This window comes from Mycobacterium sp. shizuoka-1 (assembly GCF_002723835.1).
Lineage (GTDB): Bacteria > Actinomycetota > Actinomycetes > Mycobacteriales > Mycobacteriaceae > Mycobacterium.
On the sequence record NZ_BEWG01000031.1, the window covers coordinates 34,325 to 58,492 of the forward strand.

The 24,168-nt window shown below is 68.1% G+C and carries 21 protein-coding genes and 1 pseudogene; 15 read left to right on the top strand and 7 right to left on the bottom strand.

Features of this window, described 5'->3' with window-relative positions:
* Positions 1 to 67: 67 nt before the first annotated feature.
* The 5 genes from ettA to MSZK_RS10685 are packed head-to-tail and all read left to right on the top strand — an operon-like array spanning position 68 to position 8,337.
* The gene (gene ettA, locus MSZK_RS10665; protein ID WP_099247540.1) at positions 68 to 1,741 is read left to right on the top strand and encodes an energy-dependent translational throttle protein EttA; all 1,674 of its coding nucleotides are present in this window, start codon (positions 68 to 70) and stop codon (positions 1,739 to 1,741) included.
* Positions 1,742 to 1,792: 51 nt separating this feature from the next.
* On the top strand, positions 1,793 to 6,649 hold the full coding sequence (locus MSZK_RS10670; protein ID WP_099247542.1) for an NAD-glutamate dehydrogenase: 4,857 nt from the start codon (positions 1,793 to 1,795) through the stop codon (positions 6,647 to 6,649).
* Positions 6,642 to 7,055 (top strand): thioesterase family protein, encoded by a 414-nt coding sequence (locus MSZK_RS10675; RefSeq protein WP_099247544.1) that lies wholly within the window; start codon positions 6,642 to 6,644, stop codon positions 7,053 to 7,055. The genes MSZK_RS10670 and MSZK_RS10675 overlap by 8 nt, the downstream gene beginning before the upstream one ends.
* Entirely contained in the window at positions 7,052 to 7,687 is a 636-nt protein-coding gene (locus MSZK_RS10680; protein WP_099247546.1) for a hypothetical protein, read from the top strand. Before MSZK_RS10675 ends, MSZK_RS10680 begins: the two co-directional genes overlap by 4 nt.
* Entirely contained in the window at positions 7,684 to 8,337 is a 654-nt protein-coding gene (locus MSZK_RS10685) for a DUF1345 domain-containing protein (RefSeq protein ID WP_233211224.1), read from the top strand. The genes MSZK_RS10680 and MSZK_RS10685 overlap by 4 nt, the downstream gene beginning before the upstream one ends.
* Here MSZK_RS10685 and MSZK_RS10690 read toward each other — a convergent pair.
* Together MSZK_RS10690 and MSZK_RS10695 are read right to left on the bottom strand one after the other, a co-directional pair.
* Complete coding sequence (locus MSZK_RS10690) at positions 8,334 to 9,911, bottom strand: glycoside hydrolase family 13 protein (RefSeq protein ID WP_099247548.1); 1,578 nt, start codon at positions 9,909 to 9,911, stop codon at positions 8,334 to 8,336. The genes MSZK_RS10685 and MSZK_RS10690 overlap by 4 nt on opposite strands.
* Before the next feature lie 17 nt (positions 9,912 to 9,928).
* Positions 9,929 to 10,339 (bottom strand): globin, encoded by a 411-nt coding sequence (locus tag MSZK_RS10695; RefSeq protein WP_099247727.1) that lies wholly within the window; start codon positions 10,337 to 10,339, stop codon positions 9,929 to 9,931.
* Between the two features lie 130 nt (positions 10,340 to 10,469).
* On the opposite strand from MSZK_RS10695, the gene MSZK_RS10700 reads away from it, so the two are divergent.
* The 3 genes from MSZK_RS10700 to MSZK_RS10710 are packed head-to-tail and all read left to right on the top strand — an operon-like array spanning position 10,470 to position 11,824.
* Complete coding sequence (locus tag MSZK_RS10700) at positions 10,470 to 11,102, top strand: HNH endonuclease (RefSeq protein ID WP_099247550.1); 633 nt, start codon at positions 10,470 to 10,472, stop codon at positions 11,100 to 11,102.
* A 43-nt stretch (positions 11,103 to 11,145) separates the two neighbouring features.
* Complete coding sequence (locus MSZK_RS10705) at positions 11,146 to 11,361, top strand: hypothetical protein (RefSeq protein WP_099247552.1); 216 nt, start codon at positions 11,146 to 11,148, stop codon at positions 11,359 to 11,361.
* The gene (locus MSZK_RS10710) at positions 11,348 to 11,824 is read left to right on the top strand and encodes a DUF5130 domain-containing protein (RefSeq protein ID WP_099247554.1); all 477 of its coding nucleotides are present in this window, start codon (positions 11,348 to 11,350) and stop codon (positions 11,822 to 11,824) included. The genes MSZK_RS10705 and MSZK_RS10710 overlap by 14 nt, the downstream gene beginning before the upstream one ends.
* A gap of 5 nt (positions 11,825 to 11,829) precedes the next feature.
* Here the strand turns inward: MSZK_RS10710 and MSZK_RS10715 are convergent.
* The 3 genes and pseudogenes from MSZK_RS10715 to MSZK_RS10725 all read right to left on the bottom strand — a co-directional run.
* Positions 11,830 to 12,156 (bottom strand): annotated as a pseudogene (locus MSZK_RS10715) (HNH endonuclease); the annotation flags it as partial.
* Between the two features lie 23 nt (positions 12,157 to 12,179).
* A complete protein-coding gene (pepN, locus tag MSZK_RS10720) occupies positions 12,180 to 14,741 on the bottom strand; it encodes an aminopeptidase N (RefSeq protein WP_099247556.1) in 2,562 nt (853 codons plus the stop codon).
* A gap of 23 nt (positions 14,742 to 14,764) precedes the next feature.
* Positions 14,765 to 15,100 (bottom strand): DUF732 domain-containing protein, encoded by a 336-nt coding sequence (locus MSZK_RS10725; protein ID WP_233211225.1) that lies wholly within the window; start codon positions 15,098 to 15,100, stop codon positions 14,765 to 14,767.
* Between the two features lie 200 nt (positions 15,101 to 15,300).
* Here MSZK_RS10725 and MSZK_RS10730 point away from each other — a divergent pair, with 200 nt between their 5' ends.
* The 7 genes from MSZK_RS10730 to MSZK_RS10760 all read left to right on the top strand — a co-directional run bounded on the left by MSZK_RS10730 (position 15,301) and on the right by MSZK_RS10760 (position 21,845).
* A complete protein-coding gene (locus tag MSZK_RS10730) occupies positions 15,301 to 15,909 on the top strand; it encodes a DsbA family protein (RefSeq protein ID WP_099247560.1) in 609 nt (202 codons plus the stop codon).
* A gap of 58 nt (positions 15,910 to 15,967) precedes the next feature.
* A complete protein-coding gene (locus MSZK_RS10735; RefSeq protein ID WP_199203286.1) occupies positions 15,968 to 17,362 on the top strand; it encodes a cytosine permease in 1,395 nt (464 codons plus the stop codon).
* The gene (locus MSZK_RS10740; RefSeq protein ID WP_099247564.1) at positions 17,359 to 17,808 is read left to right on the top strand and encodes a nucleoside deaminase; all 450 of its coding nucleotides are present in this window, start codon (positions 17,359 to 17,361) and stop codon (positions 17,806 to 17,808) included. The genes MSZK_RS10735 and MSZK_RS10740 overlap by 4 nt, the downstream gene beginning before the upstream one ends.
* The gene (locus tag MSZK_RS10745) at positions 17,805 to 18,758 is read left to right on the top strand and encodes an isopenicillin N synthase family oxygenase (RefSeq protein WP_099247566.1); all 954 of its coding nucleotides are present in this window, start codon (positions 17,805 to 17,807) and stop codon (positions 18,756 to 18,758) included. Before MSZK_RS10740 ends, MSZK_RS10745 begins: the two co-directional genes overlap by 4 nt.
* Positions 18,759 to 18,851: 93 nt before the next feature.
* A complete protein-coding gene (locus tag MSZK_RS10750) occupies positions 18,852 to 19,325 on the top strand; it encodes a ribose-5-phosphate isomerase (RefSeq protein ID WP_099247568.1) in 474 nt (157 codons plus the stop codon).
* A gap of 3 nt (positions 19,326 to 19,328) precedes the next feature.
* The gene (locus tag MSZK_RS10755; protein ID WP_099247570.1) at positions 19,329 to 20,117 is read left to right on the top strand and encodes an Fpg/Nei family DNA glycosylase; all 789 of its coding nucleotides are present in this window, start codon (positions 19,329 to 19,331) and stop codon (positions 20,115 to 20,117) included.
* Between the two features lie 36 nt (positions 20,118 to 20,153).
* Positions 20,154 to 21,845 carry a sodium:proton antiporter gene (locus MSZK_RS10760; RefSeq protein ID WP_099247572.1) on the top strand — a complete coding sequence of 564 codons (1,692 nt, stop codon included), beginning with the start codon at positions 20,154 to 20,156 and terminating at the stop codon, positions 21,843 to 21,845.
* Positions 21,846 to 21,885: 40 nt separating this feature from the next.
* Here MSZK_RS10760 and MSZK_RS10765 read toward each other — a convergent pair whose 3' ends face one another.
* A complete protein-coding gene (locus MSZK_RS10765) occupies positions 21,886 to 22,716 on the bottom strand; it encodes a hypothetical protein (protein WP_099247729.1) in 831 nt (276 codons plus the stop codon).
* 54 nt (positions 22,717 to 22,770) lie between these two features.
* The gene (locus tag MSZK_RS10770) at positions 22,771 to 23,940 is read right to left on the bottom strand and encodes a serine hydrolase domain-containing protein (RefSeq protein WP_199203289.1); all 1,170 of its coding nucleotides are present in this window, start codon (positions 23,938 to 23,940) and stop codon (positions 22,771 to 22,773) included.
* Positions 23,941 to 24,168: the final 228 nt, after the last annotated feature.

The following is a 24,168-nucleotide window of genomic DNA, read 5'->3' on the forward strand; positions in this document are numbered from 1 at the left end:
CCACCGCGCGCGCCTAGGATGGTCGGCGAGCAATTCACGACTCAAGACGGAAGGCAACACCGCGGCAATGGCGGAATACATCTACACCATGCGGAAGGTCCGCAAGGCGCACGGCGACAAGGTCATCCTCGACGACGTCACGCTGGCCTTCCTGCCCGGAGCCAAGATCGGCGTCGTCGGCCCCAACGGTGCCGGTAAGTCGAGCGTCCTGCGCATCATGGCCGGTCTCGACCAGGCCAACAACGGCGACGCGCTGCTGGCGCCGGGCGCCTCGGTCGGCATCCTCATGCAGGAGCCCCAACTCGACGAGACCAAGACCGTCCGGGAGAACGTCGAGGACGGCGTCGCGATCAAGGCCAAACTCAACCGGTACAACGAGGTCGCCGAGCTGATGGCGACCGACTACACCGACGAGCTCATGGAGGAGATGGGCAAGCTCCAGGAGGAGCTGGACGCCGCCGACGCCTGGGACATCGACTCTCAGCTGGAGCAGGCAATGGACGCGCTGCGCTGCCCGCCGCCCGACGAGCCGGTCACCCACCTGTCCGGTGGTGAGCGCCGCCGCGTCGCGTTGTGCAAGCTGCTGCTGTCCAAGCCGGACCTGCTGCTGCTCGACGAACCGACCAACCACCTCGACGCCGAGAGCGTGCTGTGGCTCGAGCAGCACCTCGCCGACTACAAGGGCGCCATCCTCGCGGTCACCCACGACCGCTACTTCCTGGACAACGTCGCCGAATGGATCCTCGAGCTCGACCGCGGCCGGGCCTTCCCGTACGAGGGCAACTACTCGACGTATCTGGAGAAGAAGGCCGAGCGCCTCGAGGTCCAGGGCAAGAAGGACCAGAAGCTGCAGAAACGGCTCAAGGAAGAACTCGCCTGGGTCCGCTCCGGCGCCAAGGCCCGGCAGGCCAAGAACAAGGCCCGCCTCGGCCGGTACGAGGAGATGGTCGCCGAGGCCGAGAAGACCCGCAAACTCGACTTCGAGGAGATCCAGATCCCGGCCCCGCCGCGGCTGGGCAACGTCGTCGTCGAGGTCGACCACCTGGACAAGGGCTTCGAGGGACGCACCCTGATCAAGGACCTGTCGTTCACTTTGCCGCGCAACGGCATCGTCGGAGTCATCGGCCCCAACGGCGTCGGCAAGACGACGCTGTTCAAGACCATCGTCGGGCTCGAGGCGCCCGACAGCGGCACGGTCCGGGTCGGGGACACCGTCAAGCTCAGCTACGTCGACCAGAGCCGGGCCGGCATCGACCCGAAAAAGACGGTGTGGCAGGTGGTTTCCGACGGGCTCGACTACATCGAGGTCGGCCAGAACGAGATCCCGTCGCGGGCCTACGTGTCGGCGTTCGGGTTCAAGGGACCCGATCAGCAGAAGCCGGCCGGCGTGCTTTCCGGCGGTGAGCGCAACCGGCTCAACCTGGCGCTCACCCTCAAGGAGGGCGGCAACCTGATCCTGCTCGACGAGCCCACCAACGACCTCGACGTCGAGACCCTGTCCTCGTTGGAGAACGCGCTGGAGAGTTTCCCCGGCTGTGCGGTGGTGATCAGCCACGACCGCTGGTTCCTCGACCGCACCTGCACCCACATCCTGGCGTGGGAGGGCGACGACGACAACGAGGCCAAGTGGTTCTGGTTCGAGGGCAACTTCGGGGCCTACGAGGAGAACAAACTCGAGAGACTGGGAGCCGACGCGGCTCGTCCGCACAGGGTCACCCACCGCAGGCTCACACGCGACTAATGTGGCGCTGCGGACCAGCGTCGGTTCGCGAGCTGATCAGGAGCGGCGGGTATGACGGTTGACCCCAGAACTACCGAGTCGATGAGCGAGGCCTACCTCGCCACCTATCGCGGCCCCCACGGTGGAGCCCCCGACCTCGACGTCGATGCCAGCGACACCGGTCCGCTGGTCGTGGCGGCCGCCGAGCGGGCGGTCCCGCCGGGCCTGATCGCCGCCCAGGAGCGCCTGGCGCACTCCCGGGTGATCGGGGAGACCCTGGTCGCGATCTACTCCGGCGACGATCCCGGCGGCTTCGGGCCCGCACTGCAGATCGTGACCGACCAGGCGACGTTGTTGCTGGACTCGGTGACGGTGCTGCTGCACCGGCTCGGTGTCTCCTACGTCGCCCTGATGAACCCCGTGTTCCGGGTGCGACGTGGGGCTGACGGCGAACTGCTCGACGCGCGTCCGCTGGCCGAGACCGGAGCGGATGCGCCCGGCATCGACGAGTCGTGGATCCACGTTCAGCTCTCGCCGTCGGTCAACCGCAGGGCACTCGCCGAGGCCGAGCGGATGCTGCCGATGGTGGTGGCCGACGCCCGCCAGGTGGCCCTGGACTCGGTGGCGCTGAGCGCAGCGCTGCGCGACTTGGCCGGCGAACTCGACACCGACCAGGGCACTCGGTTCGCCGGGCCCGACCGCGCCGATGTCGCCGACCTGCTGCGCTGGCTGTCCGAAGGCAATTTCGTGCTGCTGGGCTGCCAGGACTGCAGAGTGGGCGACGGCGCCGCGACCGTGGTGGAGTCCAGCCGGCTGGGCGTGGCACGGCTGCGCACCGAGGTCTTGCCCGAGCTGACGCACCCGGGCGATCTGCTGCAGCTCGCGCAAGCCACGATGCCCAGCTTCCTGCGCTACGGCGCCTACCCGTACATCGTGGTGATCCGCGAGCGCACGCCTTCCGGCGGGCAGGAGCGAAGCGACTCGGGGATCGGCTCCAGGGATATCGAGCACCGATTTGTCGGGCTGTTCACCGCGACCGCAATGAGCGCCAATGTCCTTGACATTCCGCTGATCTCCCGGCGGGTTCGCGACGTGCTGGCGCTGTCGCACGACGACCCCAGCCACCCCGGGCAGCTGATGCTCGACATCGTCCAGACCATCCCGCGCTCCGAACTGTTCTCGCTGACCGCCGAGCAGCTGCTCGCGATGGCGACCGCCGTGGTCGATCTCGGCTCGCGGCGCCGGGCGCTGTTGTTCCTGCGTGTCGGCCAGCTCGGCCACTTCGTGTCGTGCCTGGTCTATCTGCCCCGCGACCGGTACACCACCGCGGTCCGGCTGGCCATGCAGGACATCCTGGTCCGCGAGTTCGGCGGCCTGAGTATCGACTACACCGCCAGGGTCAGTGAATCACCCTGGGCGGTCGTGCATTTCACCGTCCGTCTGCCCGACGGTTCCACCTTTGAGTCGATTGACGGCAGCGAGGCCAACCGCGCGCGCGTGCAGGGACTGCTCACCGACGCCTTGCGTACCTGGGGCGATCGGCTGATCGGTTCGGCGCGGGCCGGCAAAATCGACCAGGCCATCGCCGAGCACTACGCCGACGCGCTGCCCGAGGAGTTCAAGCAGGCCGTCACCTCGACCGAGGCGATCACCGACATCGGCTACATCGAGGCGCTGCAGGCGGATTCGGTCAAACTGCAGTTCGAGAAGGGCGACGAGGGCAACGAGGCCTTCCTCACCTGGTACCTCGGCGGATCGACGGCGTCGCTGAGTCACCTGCTGCCGATGCTGCAGTGTATGGGCGTGCTGGTCCTCGAAGAGCGGCCGTTCACCGTCGTCCGCCCGGACGGGCTGAAAGTCTGGATCTACCAGTTCAAGATCCGGCCCGACGCCTCGATGCCCGACGCCGCCACCCCCCAGGAATGGGACGCCACCGCGGAGCGGTTCGCCGACGCTGTCACCGCCATCTGGCAGGGCCGCGCCGAGATCGACCGGTTCAACGAACTGGTGCTGCGGGCCGGGTTGACCTGGCAGCAGGTCGCGGTGCTGCGGGCATACGCAAAATATCTGCGCCAGGCGGGCTTTCCCTACAGTCAGTCCCACATCGAGTCGGTGCTCAACGGAAACCCGGGGACCGCCCGCTCGCTGATCAACCTCTTCGAGGCCATGCTCGATCCGGCGTCTGCCGACAAGGGCCTGGACGCGCTGGCCGCGGCCGACGCCGTGGCAGCCGACATCGACGCCCTGGTCAGCTTGGACACCGACCGGGTGCTGCGGGCATTCGCCTCGATGATCCAGGCGACGCTGCGCACCAACTTCTTCGTCACCAGCCCGGACTCGGCGCACGCCCAGAATGTGCTGTCGCTCAAGCTCAATCCGCAACTCATCGACGAGTTGCCGCTGCCACGGCCGAAATTCGAGATCTTCGTGTACTCGCCTCGAGTCGAGGGTGTGCACCTGCGGTTCGGCTACGTCGCCCGCGGCGGCCTGCGTTGGTCGGACCGCCGGGAGGATTTCCGCACCGAGATCCTGGGCCTGGTCAAGGCGCAGGCCGTCAAGAACGCCGTCATCGTGCCGGTCGGCGCCAAGGGCGGCTTCGTCGTCAAGAAGCCGCCCGCCCCGCTCGGTGACGCCGCCGCCGACCGGGACGCGTTCCGCCACGAGGGAATCGCGTGCTACCGGCTGTTCATCGCGGGCCTGCTCGACGTCACCGACAACGTCGACCGCGCCACCGGCGAGGTCGTCGCCCCGCCCGGCGTGGTCCGCCGCGACGGCGACGATGCCTACCTCGTCGTGGCCGCCGACAAGGGCACCGCCACGTTCTCCGACATCGCCAACGAGGTCGCCAACTCCTACGGCTTCTGGCTGGGTGACGCGTTCGCCTCCGGTGGCTCGGTGGGCTACGACCACAAAGCCATGGGCATCACCGCCAAAGGCGCCTGGGAATCGGTCAAGCGGCACTTCCGCGAGATGGGGGTGGACACCCAGAGCGAGGACTTCACCGTCGCCGGGGTGGGCGACATGAGCGGCGACGTGTTCGGCAACGGCATGCTGCTGTCGCGGCACATCAGGCTGATCGCCGCCTTCGACCACCGGCACATCTTCATCGACCCCGATCCGGATGCGGAGCGGTCCTGGGCGGAGCGGCGCCGGCTTTTCGACCTGCCTCGGTCGAGCTGGGAGGACTACGACCCCAGCCTGATCAGCGCAGGCGGCGGTGTGTTCAGCCGCCAGCAGAAGGCCATCCCGGTGAGCCCGCAGATGCGGGACGCGCTCGGACTGCGCAGCGACGCCGACGAAATGACTCCGCCGGCCCTGATGAAGGCGATCATGCAGGCCCCGGTGGACCTGTGGTTCAACGGCGGTATCGGCACGTACATCAAGGCCGAGTCGGAATCGGACGCCGAGGTCGGCGACCGTGCCAACGACGCGGTGCGGGTGAACGGGAATCAGGTGCGGGCCAAGGTGATCGGCGAGGGCGGCAACCTCGGTGTGACATCGCTGGGGCGCGTCGAGTTCGACCTGTGCGGCGGCCGGATCAACACCGACGCCATGGACAACTCCGCCGGTGTGGACTGCTCCGACCACGAGGTCAATATCAAGATCTTGGTCGACGCGCTGGTCACCGCGGGCAAGGTCAGTGTCGACGAGCGCACCGAGCTGCTGGCGTCGATGACCGAGGAGGTCGGCCGGCTGGTGCTGACCGACAACGTCGACCAGAACGACCTGATGGGCACCAGCCGCGCCAACGCCGCGGCTCTGCTCAACGTGCACGCCCGCCAGATCGCCGAACTCGAACAGCGGCGCGGGCTCAACCGGGAGCTGGAGGCGCTGCCGTCCAACAAGGAGATCCGCCGCCGGCAAGAGGTCGGGATCGGGCTGACCTCACCGGAATTGGCCACCCTTATGGCGCACGTCAAGCTCGCGCTCAAGGAGGAGGTGCTGGCCAGCGATCTGCCCGACCAGGAAGTGTTCGCCGCCCGGCTGCCGCAATACTTCCCGAGCCGGCTGCGTGACACCTTCACCACCGAGATCCGCAGCCATCAGCTGCGTCGCGAGATCGTCACCACGATGCTGGTCAACAACGTCGTCGATGTCGGCGGCATCACCTTCGCCTACCGCGTCACCGAGGACACCGGCGTCGGGTACGTCGACGCGGTCCGCACGTTCGTGGCCACCGACGCGATCTTCGGCATCACCGGGGTGTGGCAGCGCATCCTCGACGCGTCGCGCAACCACGAGCTGCCGGTCAACGTCTCCGACCGGATGACGCTGGATCTGCGCCGCCTGCTCGACCGGGCCGCGCGGTGGCTGCTGAACTACCGCCCGCAACCCCTGGCGGTCGGCGCCGAGATCAACCGGTTCGCCGCCAAGGTGGCCGAGCTGACGCCGCACATGCCGCAGTGGCTGCGCGGCGACGACAAGGCGATCGTCACCAAGGAAGCCGGTGAGTTCGCCGCGCACGGTGCCTCGGCCGAGCTGGCCTACGGGGTGGCCAGCGGGCTGTATCAGTACAGCCTGCTCGACGTGATCGACATCGCCGACATCGTCGACCGCGACCCCGCCGAGGTGGCCGACACCTACTTCGCGTTGATGGATCATCTGAGCACCGACGGGCTGCTGACCGCGGTGTCCGGGCTGCCCCGCGACGACCGCTGGCACGCGCTGGCCCGATTGGCCATTCGCGACGACATCTACGGTTCGTTGCGGGCATTGTGCTTCGACGTGCTGGCCGTCGGCGAGCCCGACGAGACGGGCGAGGAGAAGATCGCCGAGTGGGAGCACACCAATGGATCACGGGTCGAGCGGGCGCGGCGCACGCTGGCTGAGATCTACGCCGACGAGGAACGCGATCTGGCCACGCTGTCGGTGGCGGCCCGCCAGATCCGCAGCATGACGAGGACGAGTGGAACAGGGACAAGTGGATAAGGGATTCACAACGGGCGTGCACGTGCGCTGGTCGGATATCGACATGTACCAGCACATCAACCACGCCACCATGGTGACGATTCTCGAGGAGGCGCGGGTGGACTTCCTGCGCGAACCCTTCGCCGATGACATCGCCACCATCGGATTGCTCATCCACGAGGTGCAGGTTCTCTACAAAGGCCAACTGCGTCTTGCTGATTCGCCGCTGCAGGTGACGATGTGGACCAAGCGGCTGCGCGCGGTGGACTTCACGCTCGGCTACGAGGTGCGGTCGCTGACCGCCGAACCGGACTCCCGGCCGTCGGTGATCGCCGAGACGCAATTGGCCGCCGTGCACATCGAAGAGCAACGGCTGGTTCGGCTTTCGCCCAAGCATCGGGAGTACCTGCAGCGCTGGCAGCGATGAGTCTCACCATCGTCGACGCCGCCCACCGCAACGATCTCGCGGCCTTCGTCGAGCGAGCGCTGCGCCTCGACGACGCCGCGGTGATCCGGCTGCGCCGACGCGCCGACGGCCTGATCGCAGCGTGGGTGGCCACCGGGTTGGACGTGCTCGCGGTCCGCGCCGTCGAGGGGGAGCTCAGCCCGGCGGATCTATCCTGCGGGGCAGACGGATTGGCCCGCGGCCTGCGCGACGCCGACGTCGCGGGCCGCGTCGATCCCGGGTTTCCGATGGACTCCGCGTGGCGGGGCGTGCTACCTCCGGACACCGGATTCAGCCATCTCGACGACGTGCCTGCGGCGGTGCTCACCGACCTGGCCCAGCGCGGCGCGGACCTGGCCAAGGAACACGGCAGCGCGCACGGGCCACCGTCGTCGCTGCTGGACTCCGACGTGCTGCAGGTGACGTCGGGCGACACCGCCGTCGGCGTGCCGATGCGGTGCGTATTCGCCCTGACCGCAATGGGTTTCGTCCCCGATCCGGCGGGGCCGCAGGAGATCGTCCGGGTGCGGCTTTCGCCGACCTGGCTGCGCATCGACGCACGCTTCGGCTCGGTGTATCGCCGCCGGGGAGACCCAGCGCTGGTGCTGCGGTGACGGCCGATACGAGCTCTGAGCGGCTGCCGTTCAGAGAACGCCCGACCGCCCGGGTGATCGTCGGTGGTGCGGCCGGGCTCATCGTCACTGTGGCCATGTGGGCTCATGCCGGGGCCTTGTCGCTACTGGCCGGCTGGAGCGCGCTGGCGCTGACGTTCACCGGCTGGACCTGGAGCCTCCTGTGGCCCATGGACCATCGGCGCACCGCCTCGCACGCCGGCAGCGAGCAGCCGGGACACGTCGCTGTCATCAGCCTGATCCTCGGTGGCGCGATGGCCAGCCTTGCGGGTGTGGGCGTCCTGCTGCGCCGCGCCGACGACCTGGCCGCCGGCTGGCTGGCGGTCGGCAGCATCGTGCTGTCCTGGCTGACCATCCACACCCTGTTCGCGCTGATTTATGCCAAGCACTACTTCGACCACACCCATCCGGGCGGGATCGACTTCAACGATCCCGGCCGGCATGACAAGCCCGCCTACTCGGACTTCTTCTACGTCGCGTTCGCGGTAGGCATGAGCTTCGCGATCTCCGACACCAACCTGACCAGCAGACGGATGCGCAAGACCGCGCTGGCGCACGGCCTGCTGTCCTTCGTGTTCGGGACCATGATCATCGCCTCGGTGGTGAACGTGGTGTCCTCTGCGGGTAGCTAGCCCGTCGCGATCCAGGCCGCCGAATCCGGCGGCAGCTCGCCATCGACCAACGGCGCGCTGACCGCGAGCAACTCGCCGTCCGGCAGCGCCAGCGCAGTGCTTCCCGCGTTGAGCACGCACAGCACGCCGCCGGACACGAACGCGACCGCGTCGGCCCGCACCTGCAGCCACTCGACGTCGTACTCGGTGAAGTGAAAGCGGCTGCGGCGCAAGTGCAGGATCGTGCGGAAGAACGCCAGTGTGGAATCCGGGTCGGCGCGCTGACGCTCGACGGTCAGGCCCGCCCAGTCCGGCGGCATCGGCAACCAGGTGTCGGGGTTCGACGAGAAGCCGAACGGGGGCGCCTCACCCGCCCATGGCATCGGCACCCGGCAGCCGTCGCGACCGCGTTCGGTATGTCCGGAGCGCTCCCACACCGGGTCGACCAACACCTCGTCGGGCAGCTCCACATTGGGCAGGCCCAGCTCTTCGCCGTTGTAGAGGAACATCGCCCCGGGCAGCGCCAGCATCGCCATCGCCATCGCCCGGGCCCGGGCGACTCCGCGGGCGCCACCGCCATAGCGGGTGACCTCACGTTCGACGTCATGGTTGGACAGCGTCCAGGTCGGGCTGGCGTCGGCCAGTGAGGCCGCCGCCAGCGCGTTCTCGATCGCGCTGTGGATGCTGGTCGCCTCGAATTCGGCTCGGACCAACCGGAAGTTGAAGCCCATGTGCAGTTCGTCGGGCCGCAGGTACTTCGCGAAGTCCTCGTTCTCGAACACCCAGATCTCGCCGATCGTCACGGCGTGCGGGTAATCGTCGAGGACCGCACGGATTCCGCGATGGATCTCGTGCACTCCCTCGTGGTTGAACCGCGGATCGTCGTCGTCGAGGGTGAGCATTTCGAGATCGGGGTTCGTCATGTCCGGCAGGCCGGGCGGTTTGGCCATCCCGTGGGCGACGTCGATGCGGAACCCGTCCACGCCGCGGTCGAGCCAGAACCGCAGCGTCTTCTCCAGGTCGGCGAACGCCTCGGGGTTGTCCCAGTTGATGTCCGGCTGTTCGGCGTCGAACAGGTGTAGATACCACTGGCCCGGCGTGCCGTCGGCTTCGGTGACCCGGGTCCAGGCCGGCCCGCCGAACACCGACACCCAGTTGTTCGGCGGCCTGTCGCCGCCAGGACCGAGCCCGTCGCGGAAGATATAGCGTTCGCGCTCGGCGCTTCCCGGCGGCGCGGCCAGCGCGGCCTGGAACCAGACGTGCGCGGAGCTGGTGTGGTTGGGCACCAGGTCCATCGTGACGCGGATACCGCGAGCGTGCGCGTCGTCGATGAGCCCTTCGAGCGCGGCCAGCCCGCCGAACAGCGGGTCGACATCGCGGGGGTCGGCCACGTCATAGCCGTGGTCGGCCATCGGCGAGACCATCACCGGGTTGAGCCAGATCGCGTCGACCCCCAGCCAGCTGAGGTGGTCGAGGTGGGCCGCCACACCGCCGAGATCACCGACGCCGTCACCGTTGCTGTCGGCGAACGAGCGGGGATAGACCTGATAGAAGATCGCGGTCGCCCACCACGGCACGGCAACAGGCTGGGTCATCGACGTCCTTCGGGGGTCTAGAAGGCGGAATTCACCATCGCTTGCGCGGCCATCTCGAGATAGGCCAGCAGCTCCCGGCGATGCTCGTCGTCGAGCGTCGCCGAATCGATCGACGCCACCGCGCTGTGCATGCAGCGCAGCCAGGCGTCGCGTTCCAGGAAGCCGATCCGGAACGGGACGTGACGCATCCGCAGCCGCGGGTGGCCGCGCTGATCGGAATAGGTCCGCGGGCCGCCCCAGTACTGCTCCAGGAACATCCGCAGCCGGTCCTCGGCGGCGTCGAGCTCATCCGGTGGGTACAGCGGAAGCAGCACCTCGTCCTCTCGAACCAGCTCGTAGAAGCGGGACACGATCTTGCGGAACGTCTCGGCGCCGCCTACCGCGTCGTAAAACGTCTGCCCGTCCCCGTCGGCCTGAGTCTCCGTCACCCCACCATTGTGTACGGCGGCCTCCGGCGCGAGGTGTGTCACCCGATGTTCACGGATTTGACCTGCGAACACGGGACAAATAGTCGTGCGGTGGCGGCAGATCCATGGTGGACTAGTCCGCGGAGGACGCATGGCGCAGCGCAAACGGAACCGCGGTCACCGCGCCGCGGCGGGCCCGATCGGGTCACTACCGAGTTCAAGCCTGCACGCCGACCCTCACATACCCAGCCCGGCCGACGGATCAGTGTGGGGACGTCGCCGGGTGCTGTTGCTGAACTCGACCTACGAACCGCTGACGGCGCTCCCCATGCGCCGGGCGGTGATCATGCTGCTGTGCGGTAAGGCAGACGTCGTCCACGACGATCCCGGCGGCCCGGTGATCCACTCGGCCACGAGGGCGATCGTGGTGCCGTCGGTGATCCGGCTGCGCAGCTTCGTGCGGGTGCCCTACCGGGCGCGTATCCCGATGACGCGCGCGGCGTTGATGCATCGGGACCGGTTCCGGTGCGCCTACTGCGGGGCCAAGGCCGACACCGTCGACCACGTGGTGCCCCGCAGTCGCGGCGGGGAGCATTCGTGGGAGAACTGCGTGGCAGCCTGCGCGCCGTGCAACCACCGCAAGGCCGACAAGCTCCTGACCGAACTCGGCTGGACATTGCGGCTGGTGCCGATGCCCCCGAAGGGCCAGCACTGGCGGCTGCTGTGCACCATCAAGGAACTCGATCCGGCCTGGGTGCGCTACCTGGGTGAAGGCGCGGCGTGAGACTGCTACGGTTTGCCCCGTGAGCACTGCAGCCATTCATTCGATGATGGGCGGAATCCCGCTGCTGTTGGTAGCGATACTCGCCGCGATGATCTTCGCCCGTAAAGGCAACCACCCTGCGACCTACAAGATGTCCGAGCCGTGGACCCACGCGCCGATCCTGTGGGCGGCCGTCGACGAGGTCGTTCCCGGCGGTGGCCATCACGGCCACGGTGCAGCCGAAGTGACTGTGGGAGGTGGAGCAAGTGGCAAGTGGTGACCACGGGACCGTAGCGACCGTCGATCCGGCCAACCTGCCGTACGGATGGGCGCAGACCGCCAGCGGCCGCCTGTCGGGCGTCACCGAGCCGGGCGAGCTGTCGGTGCACTATCCGTTCCCGATCAGCCAGCTCGTCGAGCTCGACGAGGCGCTGAAGTACGGCAGCCGCCAGTCCAAGGCCCGCTTCGCGGTCTACATCGGCGACTTGGGCAGCGACACCGCAGCGCGGGCCCGTGAGATCCTCGCCGACGTCCCCACCCCGAACAACGCGGTACTGATGGCGGTCTCACCGGATCAGCGGGCGATCGAAGTCGTCTATGGGGCCGACGTGCGCAGCCGTGGCGCGGAATCCGCCGCCCCGCTCGGGGTGTCGGCCGCCGCGTCGGCGTTCAAAGAGGGCAACCTGATCGACGGCCTGGTGAGCGCCGTGCGGGTGATGTCGGCAGGCATCTCCAGGCCGTAGTTCTGGCTCCTGATCGCGACGTAACGCTCCAGGAAGGCGCGTTCGTCGAGGCGTTTGCGCCGCATCCAGCCGGTGACTTCGTCGTTGCACTTGCTGGCATTGCACGCCGCGCAGGCGGGCACGACATTGTCGACGGTGTACCGGCCGCCGCGGGAGATCGCCATGACGCAGTCCCGTTGTAGCGGCTTGCCCTTAACGCCGCAGTAGGCGCAGCCGTTCCAGGCGTCTTTGAGCGCTGCCCACTGTTCCTCGGTCAGGTCGTTGACCGCGGCCTTCACCCGCTTGGTGCGTCTGCGCGCCGCGCGGGCCCGCCTGGTGTTCTTCGCCGCCATGGCGCGATCATGGCAGCGCGAGGTCAGCTGGCGTCGAAGGCGCGCGCTTTCAGCGAGCGTTCGACGCCGGCCCGGCCCTCCAGGACCAGCCTGCGCAGCGCCGACGGCAGGTCCTCGCTCAGGAAGGTGTCGGCGGCCGCCAGGGCTTCGGGGCTGATATCCCACGACGGGTACAGGCCGATCACCACGGTCTGCGCGACCTCGCTGGAGCGGCGCTCCCAGACCCCGGGGATCGCCGCGAAGTAACGGTCGGTGAACGGCTGCAGCAGAGCGCTCTGCCCGGCCGGGGCGAACCCGCCGATGATCGCGCGGGCGGTGATGTTGGCCAGGGTGTCGTCCTCGATCACCTGCTGCCACGCCGACTCCTTGACCGCGAGCTGCGGTCGGGCGGCGGCGGCCGCCGCCGCGTGGCGCCGGCCGGCGGCGGTGGGATCGCGCTGTGCCTCGGCGTCGATGAACGGCGTCTGCACGCCGTCGCCGTCGATGTCACCGGAGGCGGCCAGCGCGGTGACGATGCGCCAGCGCAGATCGGCGTCGATCACCAGCCCGGGCAGGTTCACCTCGGCCGGCTCGTTGTCCAGCAGAGTCGCCAGCACCGCCACGTGATGCAGCTGCAGCACCGACGCGCACAGCGCATTGACGAACGCGAGCTGATGATCCGAGCCGGCAGGCGACTCGCGCGCGAGGTCCAGCAGTCGGTCGGCGAAGGCCGGCCAGCCATTGGCACAGGCCCAGGCCGGGTCGGCGTAGGAGTTCAGCGCGGTCTGGGCCTGCAGCAGCAGCCGCTGGGCCACCCCGACCTCGGTCTCGGCCTGCACGCCGCTCATCACCAGCGCGACGAAGTCGCGGGCTTTCAGCTCGGCGTCGCGGGTCATCTCCCACGCCGCCGACCACACCAGCGTGCGCGGCAGCGGCTCGGAGATGTCGGCGATGCGGCTCAGTGCGGTCTGTAGGGACTTCTCGTCCAGCCGCAGCGAGCAGTAGGTCAGGTCGTCGTCATTGACCAGGATCAGCTTTCCACGCGAAACACCTTGCAGCGCAGGAACATCGGTGACCGGACCAGCGACGTCGAGTTCCTCGCGGTGCACGCGGACCAGCTTGCCGGTGGTCGGGTCGTCGTCGTAGATGCCGACCGCGAGCCGGTGCACTCGGGTCTCGCCCGCGCCGGGTGCCGCACCGCCCTGGGTGATCGCGAAGCGGGTGAACGTGCCGTCGGCGTCGACGTCGAAATCGGCGCGCAGGGTGTTGAGGCCGGTGGTCTTCAACCACTGGCGTCCCCAGTCGGACAGGTCGCGGCCAGAGGCTTTCTCCAGCGCGCCCAGCAGATCGTCGAAGGTGGCGTTGTCGAAGGCGTGCGCGGCGAAGTAGTCGCGCAGCCCGGCCAGGAAGTGCTCGAGCCCGACGTAGGCAACCAGCTGCTTGAGCACGCTGGCACCCTTGGCGTAGGTGATCCCGTCGAAGTTCACCTCGACGGCGTGCAGGTCGGGGATGTCGGCGGCCACCGGGTGGGTGGACGGCAGCTGGTCCTGGCGGTAGGCCCACGACTTCTCGACGTTGGCGAACGTCGTCCACGCCTGGTCGTACTCGGTGGCCTCGGCCTGGCACAGCACCGAGGCGAACGTCGCGAACGACTCGTTGAGCCACAGGTCGTCCCACCAGGTCATGGTGACCAGGTCGCCGAACCACATGTGCGCCATCTCGTGCAGCACCGTCTCGGCACGCCGTTCGTAGCTGTACCGGGTGACCTTGGACCGGAAGACGTAGTCCTCCAGGAACGTCACCGCACCGGCGTTCTCCATTGCACCGGCATTGAATTCGGGCACGAACAGCTGGTCGTACTTCCCGAACGCATACGGCACGCCGAAGTTGCGGTGGTAGAACCCGAAGCCCTGCTTGGTCTCGGTGAACAGACGCTCGGCGTCCATGAACTCCGCCAGCGAGGACCGGCAGAACAGGCCGAGCGGGATCTCGCCGTGCTCGTCGGTGTAGACGTCGTCCCAGCGGGCGTACGGCCCGGCGATCAGCGCGACCAGGTAGGTACTCATCCGCGGCGTGGTGGCGAAGGTGTGCACGCCGTCGACCACCGACACCGTCGCGCCGTTGGAGATCACCTGCCAGTGCGACGGCGCGGTCACCACCACGTCGAAGGTGGCCTTGAGGTCGGGCTGGTCGAAGCAGGCGAACATCCGCTTGGCGTCGGCGGTTTCGAACTGCGAGTACAGGTAGACCTCACTGTCGACAGGGTCGACGAAGCGGTGCAGACCCTCACCGGTGTTGGAGTAGCGGCAGTCCGCGTCGAGCACCAGGACGTTGCTCTTCGCCAGCCCGCGCAACGGGATGCCGGTGGACTCGTCGTAGCCCGAGACGTCGATCGGCTGGCCGTTGAGCACCGCGCTGTGCACGGTGTCGGCGGCCAGGTCGATGTAGGTGTCGGCGCCGGGCAGTGCCTCGAATGCGACGGTTGTGGTGGACCGGAACGTCGTCTCGGAGCCGGTCGTCAGATCGAGAGCGATGGAGTAGTTGCCGACGGTGACCAGAGCGGCGCGCTCGATGGCCTCGTCACGAGTCAGGTTGGGAAGTGCCACGCGTCCAACCTACTGTGACCCGCCTACATGTGTGGGGCCTGGATCCAGTCGAAGAAGGTGCCGTCGGTGACCGACTTCATCATGGCCGGGCAGTACAGCTTGACGGCCATGCCGGCGAAGAACGCCGCCATCTGTGGGGGGATGCCACCACCCTGCACCTTGGCCACCGCCATGCCGAACGATTTGCCCGGCCCGACCAGCTGCGGGCAGACCGACTTCGCCAACTGGGTGGCGGCCTCGGCGTTGTCGTAATGGATGCCGGCCTGGTTCAGCGCGGCGATGAAGGCGTCGTCGACAGGGTCGGCGTGCGCCGGTGCTGCCAGGGCGGTTGCGCCGGCGACGAACGCGGCGGCGGTCACTACTCGGATCACTCCAATCACTCGTGGAACACTGGTTTAGTTTGGTCACAGCAGCAGCACGTTTGGATCAAGACTTGCCACCTATGCGTTTCCTGTGCGGCCATTTCCAGGTTTGTGGTGTTGGCCCGCGTCAGCGGGAACAGTGACCTCGCGGCACGAGTTGATGTGAACGTCTGCGCCAATCGTTGGGAGGAGCCCGTATGTCCGAGAAGTCGAAGGCCGGTTTCTGGTTCGACCCGTTGTGCCCGTGGTGCTGGATCACCTCGCGCTGGATCCTCGAGGTCGAAAAGGTCCGCGACATCGACGTCGACTTCCGGGTGATGAGCTTGGCCGTGCTCAACGAGGGCCGAGACCTGCCGGAGGAATACCTCGAGATGATGAAGAAAGCATGGGGCCCGGTCCGGGTCGCCATCGCCGCCGAGCAGGCCCACGGCCGGGAGGTCCTCTCGCCGCTCTACACCGCGATGGGCACCCGCATCCACAATCAGGGCAACAAGGACTTCGATGCGGTGATCGCCGAGTCGCTGGCCGAGGTCGGCCTGCCCGCCGAACTCGCCGAGGCGGCCACCTCCGAGGCGTACGACGACGCGCTGCGTAAGAGTCATCACGAGGGTATGGACGCCGTCGGCGAGGATGTCGGCACGCCGACGATCCACATCAACGGGGTGGCGTTCTTCGGCCCGGTGCTCTCCCGGATTCCGCGCGGTGAAGAAGCCGGCAAGTTGTGGGATGCCTCGGTGACGTTCGCGTCCTACCCGCACTTCTGGGAGCTGAAGCGGACCAGGAACGAAGCCCCGCAGTTCGACTGACGGTCTCGACCACGACGTTCCGGTTGCGGGTTCGCGAACGGCAGGCGACGGTATGTCCATGACAGTCGCCGAGCCCAGTACCGACGGTTCCTACCGCGATCGGATCGTTGCGGTCGAACCGGGCGGTAACGAGTTCATCGCCGAAGCAGACCGGCACGGCAAGCCCCACCAGCTGTTCTGGACGTGGACCTCGCCGAACCTCGAGTTCGCGACGATCTTCGTCGGCATGCTGGCCGTGCTGGCCTTCGGGATGAGCTTCTGGCAAGCCGTCGTCGGCATCGCCGTCGGCACCGGGCTGGGTGCGATCGCGCACTACTTCCTGTCCGCTCGCGGTCCGCTGCACGGTGTGCCGCAGATGGTCCTGGGCCGAATGGCGTTCGGCTTCAAGGGCAACGCCCTGCCCGCGGGGCTGATGTCCGTCACGGCGGGCGTCGGCTGGTTCGCCACCAACAGCGTCAGCGGCGCGTTCGCGCTCAGCACCCTGTTCGGCTTCTCACCGCTCCTCGGCCTGATCATCATCGTGTTGCTGCAGACCGGCTTCGCGTTCTTCGGACACAACCTGGTACAGGCCTTCGAGCGATGGTCGTTCCCGGTGCTGGCCGTGGTGTTCCTGGCCGCCTCGGTCGCGATCTTCGCCCATGCCGATCTCGGCGCAGCAGCACCGACCGGTGGCGTCGGCGGGCTCGGCGGATTCCTGCTGACGGTCGGGACTTCGTTCGGGTACGCCGCGGGCTGGACGCCGTACGCGGCCGACTACACCCGCTACCTGCCCTCGACGGTGTCGACGGCGGCCACCGGCCTGTATGCCTCGGCCGGGTTGTTCCTGTCCTGCTTCGTACTCGAAGTCGTCGGCGCCGCCTCGGTGACCACCGGCGAGGCCAACCTGGGCGACCCCACGGGATCGTTCACCAGTGAGCTGCCGTCGCTGCTGGCCAAGGCGACGTTGCTGGCGATCGCGATCGGTGCCATCGCGGCCAACTCGATCAACATCTACTCGGGCGCAATGGCTTTCGTGACGATCGGCATCAAGCTGCCGCACCACATCGCGCGGGCTCTGGTCACGGTGTTCTTCGGTGTCGCGGGATTCCTGATCGCCTGGTGGGCACTACCCGACGCGGCGCACAGTTACGAGGCGTTCTTGCTGGTCATCGCGTACTGGATCGGGCCGTGGCTCGGTGTGGTGTTCGCCGACCAGTACCTGCGGCGGGGCCAGGCCATCGCCGGCTACCTCTATGACCGCAGCTACGCGAACTGGGGCGGTCTGCTGTCGTTTGCGGCCGGCCTGGTGGTCTCGGTGCTGCTGTTCTGCAACCAGGAGATATTCCAGGGCTACATCGTGAGGGTGGTGCCGCAACTCGGTGACATCACCTTCTTCGTGGGCTTCCTCATTGCCGGCGCGAGTTATCTTGTGCTGTGCCGATCGAAGATCACCGCCGAACGCGCGGCGGTATGACCCCGCAGGACATGCTCGACGTCGCCTACGAGGAGGCCCGAAAAGGCTTGGCGGAAGGCGGAATCCCGATCGGCGCCGCGCTGTTCAGCGCCGACGGCCGACTGCTGGGTAGCGGGCACAACATGCGGGTGCAGGACGGTGATCCGTCGATCCACGCCGAGACCGACGCCTTCCGCGCCGCAGGCCGCCAGCGCGACTATCGCTCGACGATCATGGTCACCACGCTCTCGCCGTGCTGGTACTGCAGTGGGCTGGTGCGCCAGTTCAACATCGGTGCGGTGGTGATCGGGGAGAGTCGGACCTTCACCGGCGGCCACGACTGGTTGGCCGAGCACGGTGTCGACGTCACGGTGCTCGACGATGACCGCTGCGCGGCGATGATGACGGAGTTCATCGCCGAGAACCCTGAGCTCTGGAACGAGGACATCGGAGTGGCCGAAACGTGATCGCGACCGTCGACATCTCCCGCTGGCGCGCCGGGGGAGCACAGGCCGACGCCGTGGCTGCCGAACTGGACGCCGGCCTCCAGCAGGCCGGCTTCATCCTCGTCACCGGCCACGGCATCGACCCCGGCCTGGCCGCCGGTGTCCGCGCCGCGTCGCGGGCGTTCTTCGGCCTGCCCGACGAAGTCAAACGCCGGTACTCGGTGGCGGTCGGCGGCCACGGCTGGATCGCCCCCGGCGCCGAGGCCAATGCCTACGCCGAGGGCACCGAGACACCGCCCGACCTCAAGGAGAGCTACAGCCTGGGAGCCGAGACCGCGGTCGGCGATCCCGAGGTCGACCGGATCTGGTTTGCGCCCAACGTCTGGCCCGACGAGGTGGCCGAGCTGCGGCCGCTGGTCACCGAATACACCGCGGCCATGCACACCCTGGCCGACGACCTGCTGGCGCTGATGGCCCACGCGCTGGGGTTGGCCGAAAATCCGTTCGCCACCCTGGCCGACCGACCGACCTGGACGATGAACATCAACCACTATCCGCCGGTCAGCGTGGTCGGCGAGCCGGAGCCCGGCCAGTTCCGGATCGGCCCGCACACCGACTTCGGCACCGTGACGATCCTCGACCGTGAGCCCGGAGCCGGTGGGCTGCAAGTGTTTTCCGAAGCCGACGGCTGGCAGGATGCGCCCTACGATCCCGCGGCACTGACCGTCAACATCGGGGACCTGCTCGAGTACTGGAGCGGACGGCGGTGGCCGTCGGGGCGGCATCGGGTCCTGCCCCCGCAGCCGCATGCGCCCGAAGAAGACCTGATCTCGCTGATCTACTTCTACGAGGCAAACCATGACGCGCTGGTCACCCCGCTGGCGCCGCCGATCGGCAAGGTGGCGGGTCTGACGCCGGTCACGTGCTCAGCGTTCATCAAGGAACGGTTGGACGCCATCACTGTTGGCTGACACCCGGCGCGCCGAGATCGACGTTTTGGCGCGATCTACTCGAAGTTTCCCTGCGAAACGTTGGTTTGGGCGCGACTTAGTAAGGTATCGGCCATGCGCGTCTACCTCGGCTCAGACCATGCCGGATACGAACTCAAGCAGGCCGTGATCGAGCACCTCCGCAACGGCGGTCACGAGCCTGTCGACTGCGGTGCCTATGCCTACGACGCCGAGGACGACTACCCGGCGTTCTGCATCGCGGCGGCGGTACGCACGGTCGCCGACCCGGGCAGCCTGGGCATCGTGATCGGTGGCTCGGGCAACGGTGAGCAGATCGCGGCCAACAAGGTGCCCGGTGCCCGGTGTGCCCTGGCCTGGAGCGTCGAAACCGCGTCGCTGGCCCGCGAACACAACAATGCCCAGCTGATCGGCATCGGCGGGCGGATGCACACGGTCCCCGAGGCGCTGGAGATCATCGACGCATTCCTGACCACCGAGTGGTCCAAAGCCGAGCGCCACCAACGGCGTATCGACATCCTCGCCGAATACGAGCGCACCCACGTGCCGCCGCCGGTGCCCGGCGCCTGACCCGTGCCGGAAGGCCACACCCTGCACCGGCTGGCCCGGCTGCACCAGCGCCGTTTCGCCGGCGCCCCCGCCGCGGTGTCGAGCCCGCAGGGCCGGTTCACCGACGCCGCGATCCTCGACGGCCGGGTGTTCACCCGGGCGTCGGTGTGGGGCAAGCACCTGTTCCACCACTACGACGGCCCGATCGTGCACGTCCACCTGGGGCTGTACGGCACCTTCACCGAAGCGCCGGTGCCGATGCCGCCGCCCGTCGGGCAGGTGCGGATGCGCATCGTCGGCACCGAATACGGCACCGACCTGCGTGGCCCGACCGCCTGTGAGGTGCTCGACGAGGCCCAGGTGTCGTCCATCGTGGGCCGGCTGGGCCCCGATCCGCTGCGCCGCGACGCCGACCCGGATCTGGCTTTGGCGCGAATCGCCAAGTCCCGCAAGCCTGTCGGTGCGCTGCTGATGGATCAGAGCGTGATCGCCGGGGTGGGCAATGTGTACCGCAGCGAGTTGCTGTTCCGCCATCACATCGACCCCTATCGGCCCGGCCGCGACATCGCCGAGGCCGAGTTTGCCGACGCCTGGACCGACCTGGTCGCGCTGATGAAGGTCGGTGTGCGGCGCGGCAAGATCGTGGTGGTGCGGCCCGAACACGATCACGGTGCGCCGTCGTATGCGCCGAACCGCCCCCGCACCTACGTCTACCGGCGGGCCGGCGACCCGTGCCGGGTCTGCGAAACCCCGATCCGGACCGCCGTCCTGGAGGGGCGCAACGTGTTCTGGTGTCCCACCTGTCAGGTCTGACGGGCGCGGTCGCGCGCCACCCGCGAGAATGCTTGCATGGAACTGATTCTCGTCGTCGTCGGCGCGATCGTGGTCTCCGCGATGGCGAACCGGCGGGGTCTCGAGCCCGCGTTGATGATCGTCGTGGTCGGTATCGCGGCGTCGTTCCTACCAGGCTTTGAAGCGCCTGAGCTCGACTCGCATGTTCTGCTGACGGTGGTGCTTCCGCCGCTGCTGTACTCGGCGGCTCTGGACTTTTCGTTCCCGACCTTCATTCGGAACATCAGGCCGATCCTGGGTCTCGGGGTCGGGCTGGTGGTCGTCTCCGCGTTTACGGTCGCGGTGGTCTCCTCCTGGTTGGCCCTGGTGCCGCTGACCTTCGGCACCGCACTGATTCTGGGCGCCATCGTGGCACCGCCGGACGCCGTCACCGCCGTCGCGGTCGGCCGCAAGCTCGGCCTGCCGAAGCGGGTGATGGCGATCCTGACCGGGGAGAGCTTGATCAATGACGCGGCGGCGCTGACGCTGTTCTCGATCGCGGTCGCCCAGGTCGCCGGCACCCACACGTTCATCAGCAATCCGCTGTTGCTGTTCGGCTACAGCGCGGTAGTGGGGCCGATGGTGGGCGCCGCGCTCGGTTATGTGACGCTGTGGATCCGGGAACGGCTGAGCAACCCGAGCCTGGAGACCATCCAGGGCCTCGTGGTGCCATTTGCCGCGTTCATCGCCGCCGAACGGTTGCACGCCTCGGGGGTGCTGGCGGTGGTGGCCGCCGGGTTCGTGGTGGGCAGTGGAACTCTGCGATCGGGCTACCAGACCAGGGTGCAGGAGCGCTACGTCTGGCACTCCGTCGACGTGCTTCTCGAAGCGTTTGTCTTTGCCTACATCGGACTGCACCTACGGTTCGTTCTGGAAGACCTGCGCGACGCCCACGAATCGCTGGCCGAGGTCGCGACCGCTTCGGTGCTGGTGCTCGCCATGGTGCTGGCAATCCGACCGCTGTCGGTGTTCGTGATGTTCGGCCGCCGCATGCTGTTCCGGCACGTCGACCGCAAGCTGTCGGTCCCGATTCCCGAAGGAGGCGGACGCGGGGCGCTCGGAGTGCGGAAACGGATGAGGCCGGCGGGCAAGTGGCGGTCGATGGTCGACCACTCCACGTTGAGCTGGCAGGAAAACGTGGTGGTGTCCTGGACAGGGATGCGCGGCGTGGTGACGCTGGCCGCCGCGGCGGGCATCCCGCCGACCATCGCCAGCGGCGAGCCGTTCCCCGAACGGGCCACCATCCAGGCCATCGCCTTCGTCGTGGCTGTCGGCACCCTGCTTCTGCAAGGAGCGACACTGCCGCCGCTGATCCGGCGGTTGAAGCTGTCGTCGCGCGACGAGGATGAAGCCTACGACCGCGAGGAAACGCTCAAGGCAGAGCAGATCGTGCACACGGCCGCCGACGAGGTGCTGGCCTGGTTCGAGGCCAATCCACCCGAGGGGCTCGACCCGTACGTACTGGCCGAGATCCGCAACCGGATCGCCCGGCACTCGCAGGACGCCGACGAGATGCCCGATCCCGATGCACACACGTTGCGGGCTGAAGTGTTCTCCAACCTGTATCGAGATGTGCTGGCTGCGCAGCGGACGGCGCTGATCGGCGAGCGCGACGCAGGTCGTCTCGACGAGGAGGCCGTGCGGGCGATGCTCGAACGGCTGGATCTGCAGGAGGCCAGCGTGTCGGCCAGGATGCAGAGCCGGTTCTAGCTCCCCGGGTCGCTTCGCTCCTGCCTGCCGGTTCTAACTCCTAGAAGTCGCCGAACCCGCCGCCGAAGTCCCCGCCGCCGAAATCGCCACCGCCCCAGCCGCCGCTGTCGCCGAGGCCGCCGCCGTCCCAGCCGCCGCCATCGCCACCCCAGCCACCGTCCTGGCCGGCCGCGTCCAGGCCCTGGTCGTACCCCTGGTCGAAGCCCTGGTCGAAGCCGGAGCCGAAACCGTTCTCGAATCCGGAGGCGTCATAGCCGACACCGTGCATGCCGGAGAACAGCGCATCGAACAGCAGCACCGAACCGACACCCCACGCTCCGGCGACCAGCGCCGTCTTCCACCACGGCTCGGAGTACCAGCCGGCCGGCACCGGCCGGCCCGCGACCCGTCCGCCGGGGTAGTAGTTCGGGGTGCGCTGGGTGGGCACGGGGGAGGCCTCGATCTCGCGGCCCTCGAACTGAACCTTGCGGTCCTCGGTGACCGCGCCCGCCGACTTCTGGCCGGCCATGGTCTCCAGCTCGGGGCCGGGATCCATGCCCATCGCCGTGCGTGCGGCGCGCACGTAGTACAGCCCCTCGATCGCACTTTCCTTGGCCAGCATGGCCTGCTTGGCGGTGGTCGCCTGATCGATCTGGGACGAGGCGGCGGTAAAGCGTTCGGAGGCGTCGGCCAGGGCCTGGGTGGCGGCGTCGTTGTTGCCGGACAGGCTCAACACCTGGCCGCCGAGCCGTTCGATGACCCGCCGCGCGTCAGCCTTGGCGTCGGCCAGTGACGCCGCGTTGCGATTGCCCGAGGCGCGCGACGAGCTCCATACGGCGAGCACGAGGGCGGCGATCACGACGAGGATGAGCAACACCAGCACACCGTTCATGGCGTCCACAGTACCGATGCTGTGAAAGTGCCCCGGCGGACGAAACTTTGCCGGTCAGAGGACGCCGAGCGTGCGGTAGACCGCGTCGCTCAACGCGGTGCTGCGCGGGTCGGCGTTGCACTTGGTGGCATCGAAGTAGTTCATGACGTAGGCGTAGCCGATGCGGTGTTCGAGATCGACGAAGCCGTAGGAGCCACCCGAACCCCCGTGACCGAAGCTGCGCAGGTTCGGCCCGGCCACCCCGCGCTGGTTGAGCATGTAGCCCAGACCCCAGCCGTGGTCGGCGACTCGGGCCCCGAGCACGACGTCGGCGTCGAAGCCCCCCTGCGAGATTCGCACCGACTCCAGATGGTCGCGGCTGAGCAGCTTCTCCTGCGCCAGCCCGTTGTAGAACGTGGCCAGCCCCAACGCCGACACGTGACCGTTGGTGCCGGGGAACTCGCTGGAGCGCCACCGGGTCAGTTCGTTGGATCCCAGTTCGTCGTCGGGGACGAAGCCCATCGCGATCGACAGCCCGGCCATCGGGTGTTCGCCCAGCGAGGTGGGACGCCCGGGTGCCTGCCCGTGGGCGAGTACGTCGCGGATGTGCGGCTTGTTCACCATGTCCGCGCAGCGGGAGTGCTCGGATTCCGGCAGCCCGATGTGCACGTCGATACCCATCGGCTGGGCGATCTCGGTCCGCAGGTACTGGCCGATGGTGCGTCCGGTCACGCGGCGCACCACCTCGCCGAGGATGAAGCCGAACGTGACCATGTGATAGCCCTGCGCGGTGCCCGGCGGCCACCACGGCTCGGCGGCGGCCAGGTCGGCGCACACCCGATCCCAGTCGGTGGTGTCGCTCCAGTGCAGGCGATGCCGGGGGCCGATCACCCCGGAGCGGTGGCCCAGCACCGAGGCGACGGTGATGTCCTGCTTGCCGTTCTGAGCGAACTCCGGCCAATACCGTGCGACCGGGGCGTACAGGTCGATCTCCCCGCGGTCGGCCAGCAGGTGCACGCAGGTGCTGGTCAGGCCCTTGGTCCCGGAGAAGACGCTGGCCAGGGTGTCCTGCCGCCACCGCCGCCGGCGGCGGGCATCCGCGTAGCCGCCCCACAGGTTGACCACCAGATCGCCGTCGACCCACACCGCCACGGCGGCACCGACGTCGTCACCCTCGGTGAAGTTCTTCTCGAAGGCGTCGCGGACCGCGTCAAACCCCGCGGCGCACGCACCGCCGATGGGGATGTGGTCGCTCAACGCGCCTCCTGGCCGTCAGGTGCAGAAGCCTGAATCTACGGAGGTCACGCTACCGACGAAAGCTGGTAGGACGATCGGAGCGCAATCGCAACCGCGCCGTAATCAGCGCCGACGTCGAAAAATCTGTTCACTCGCAGTTTCCCGCCGATACCCCGTTCTCGGGCCCGGGTGGGTCACGATCGACGGGTGGACATTCCCGACACCGGCATACCGCCC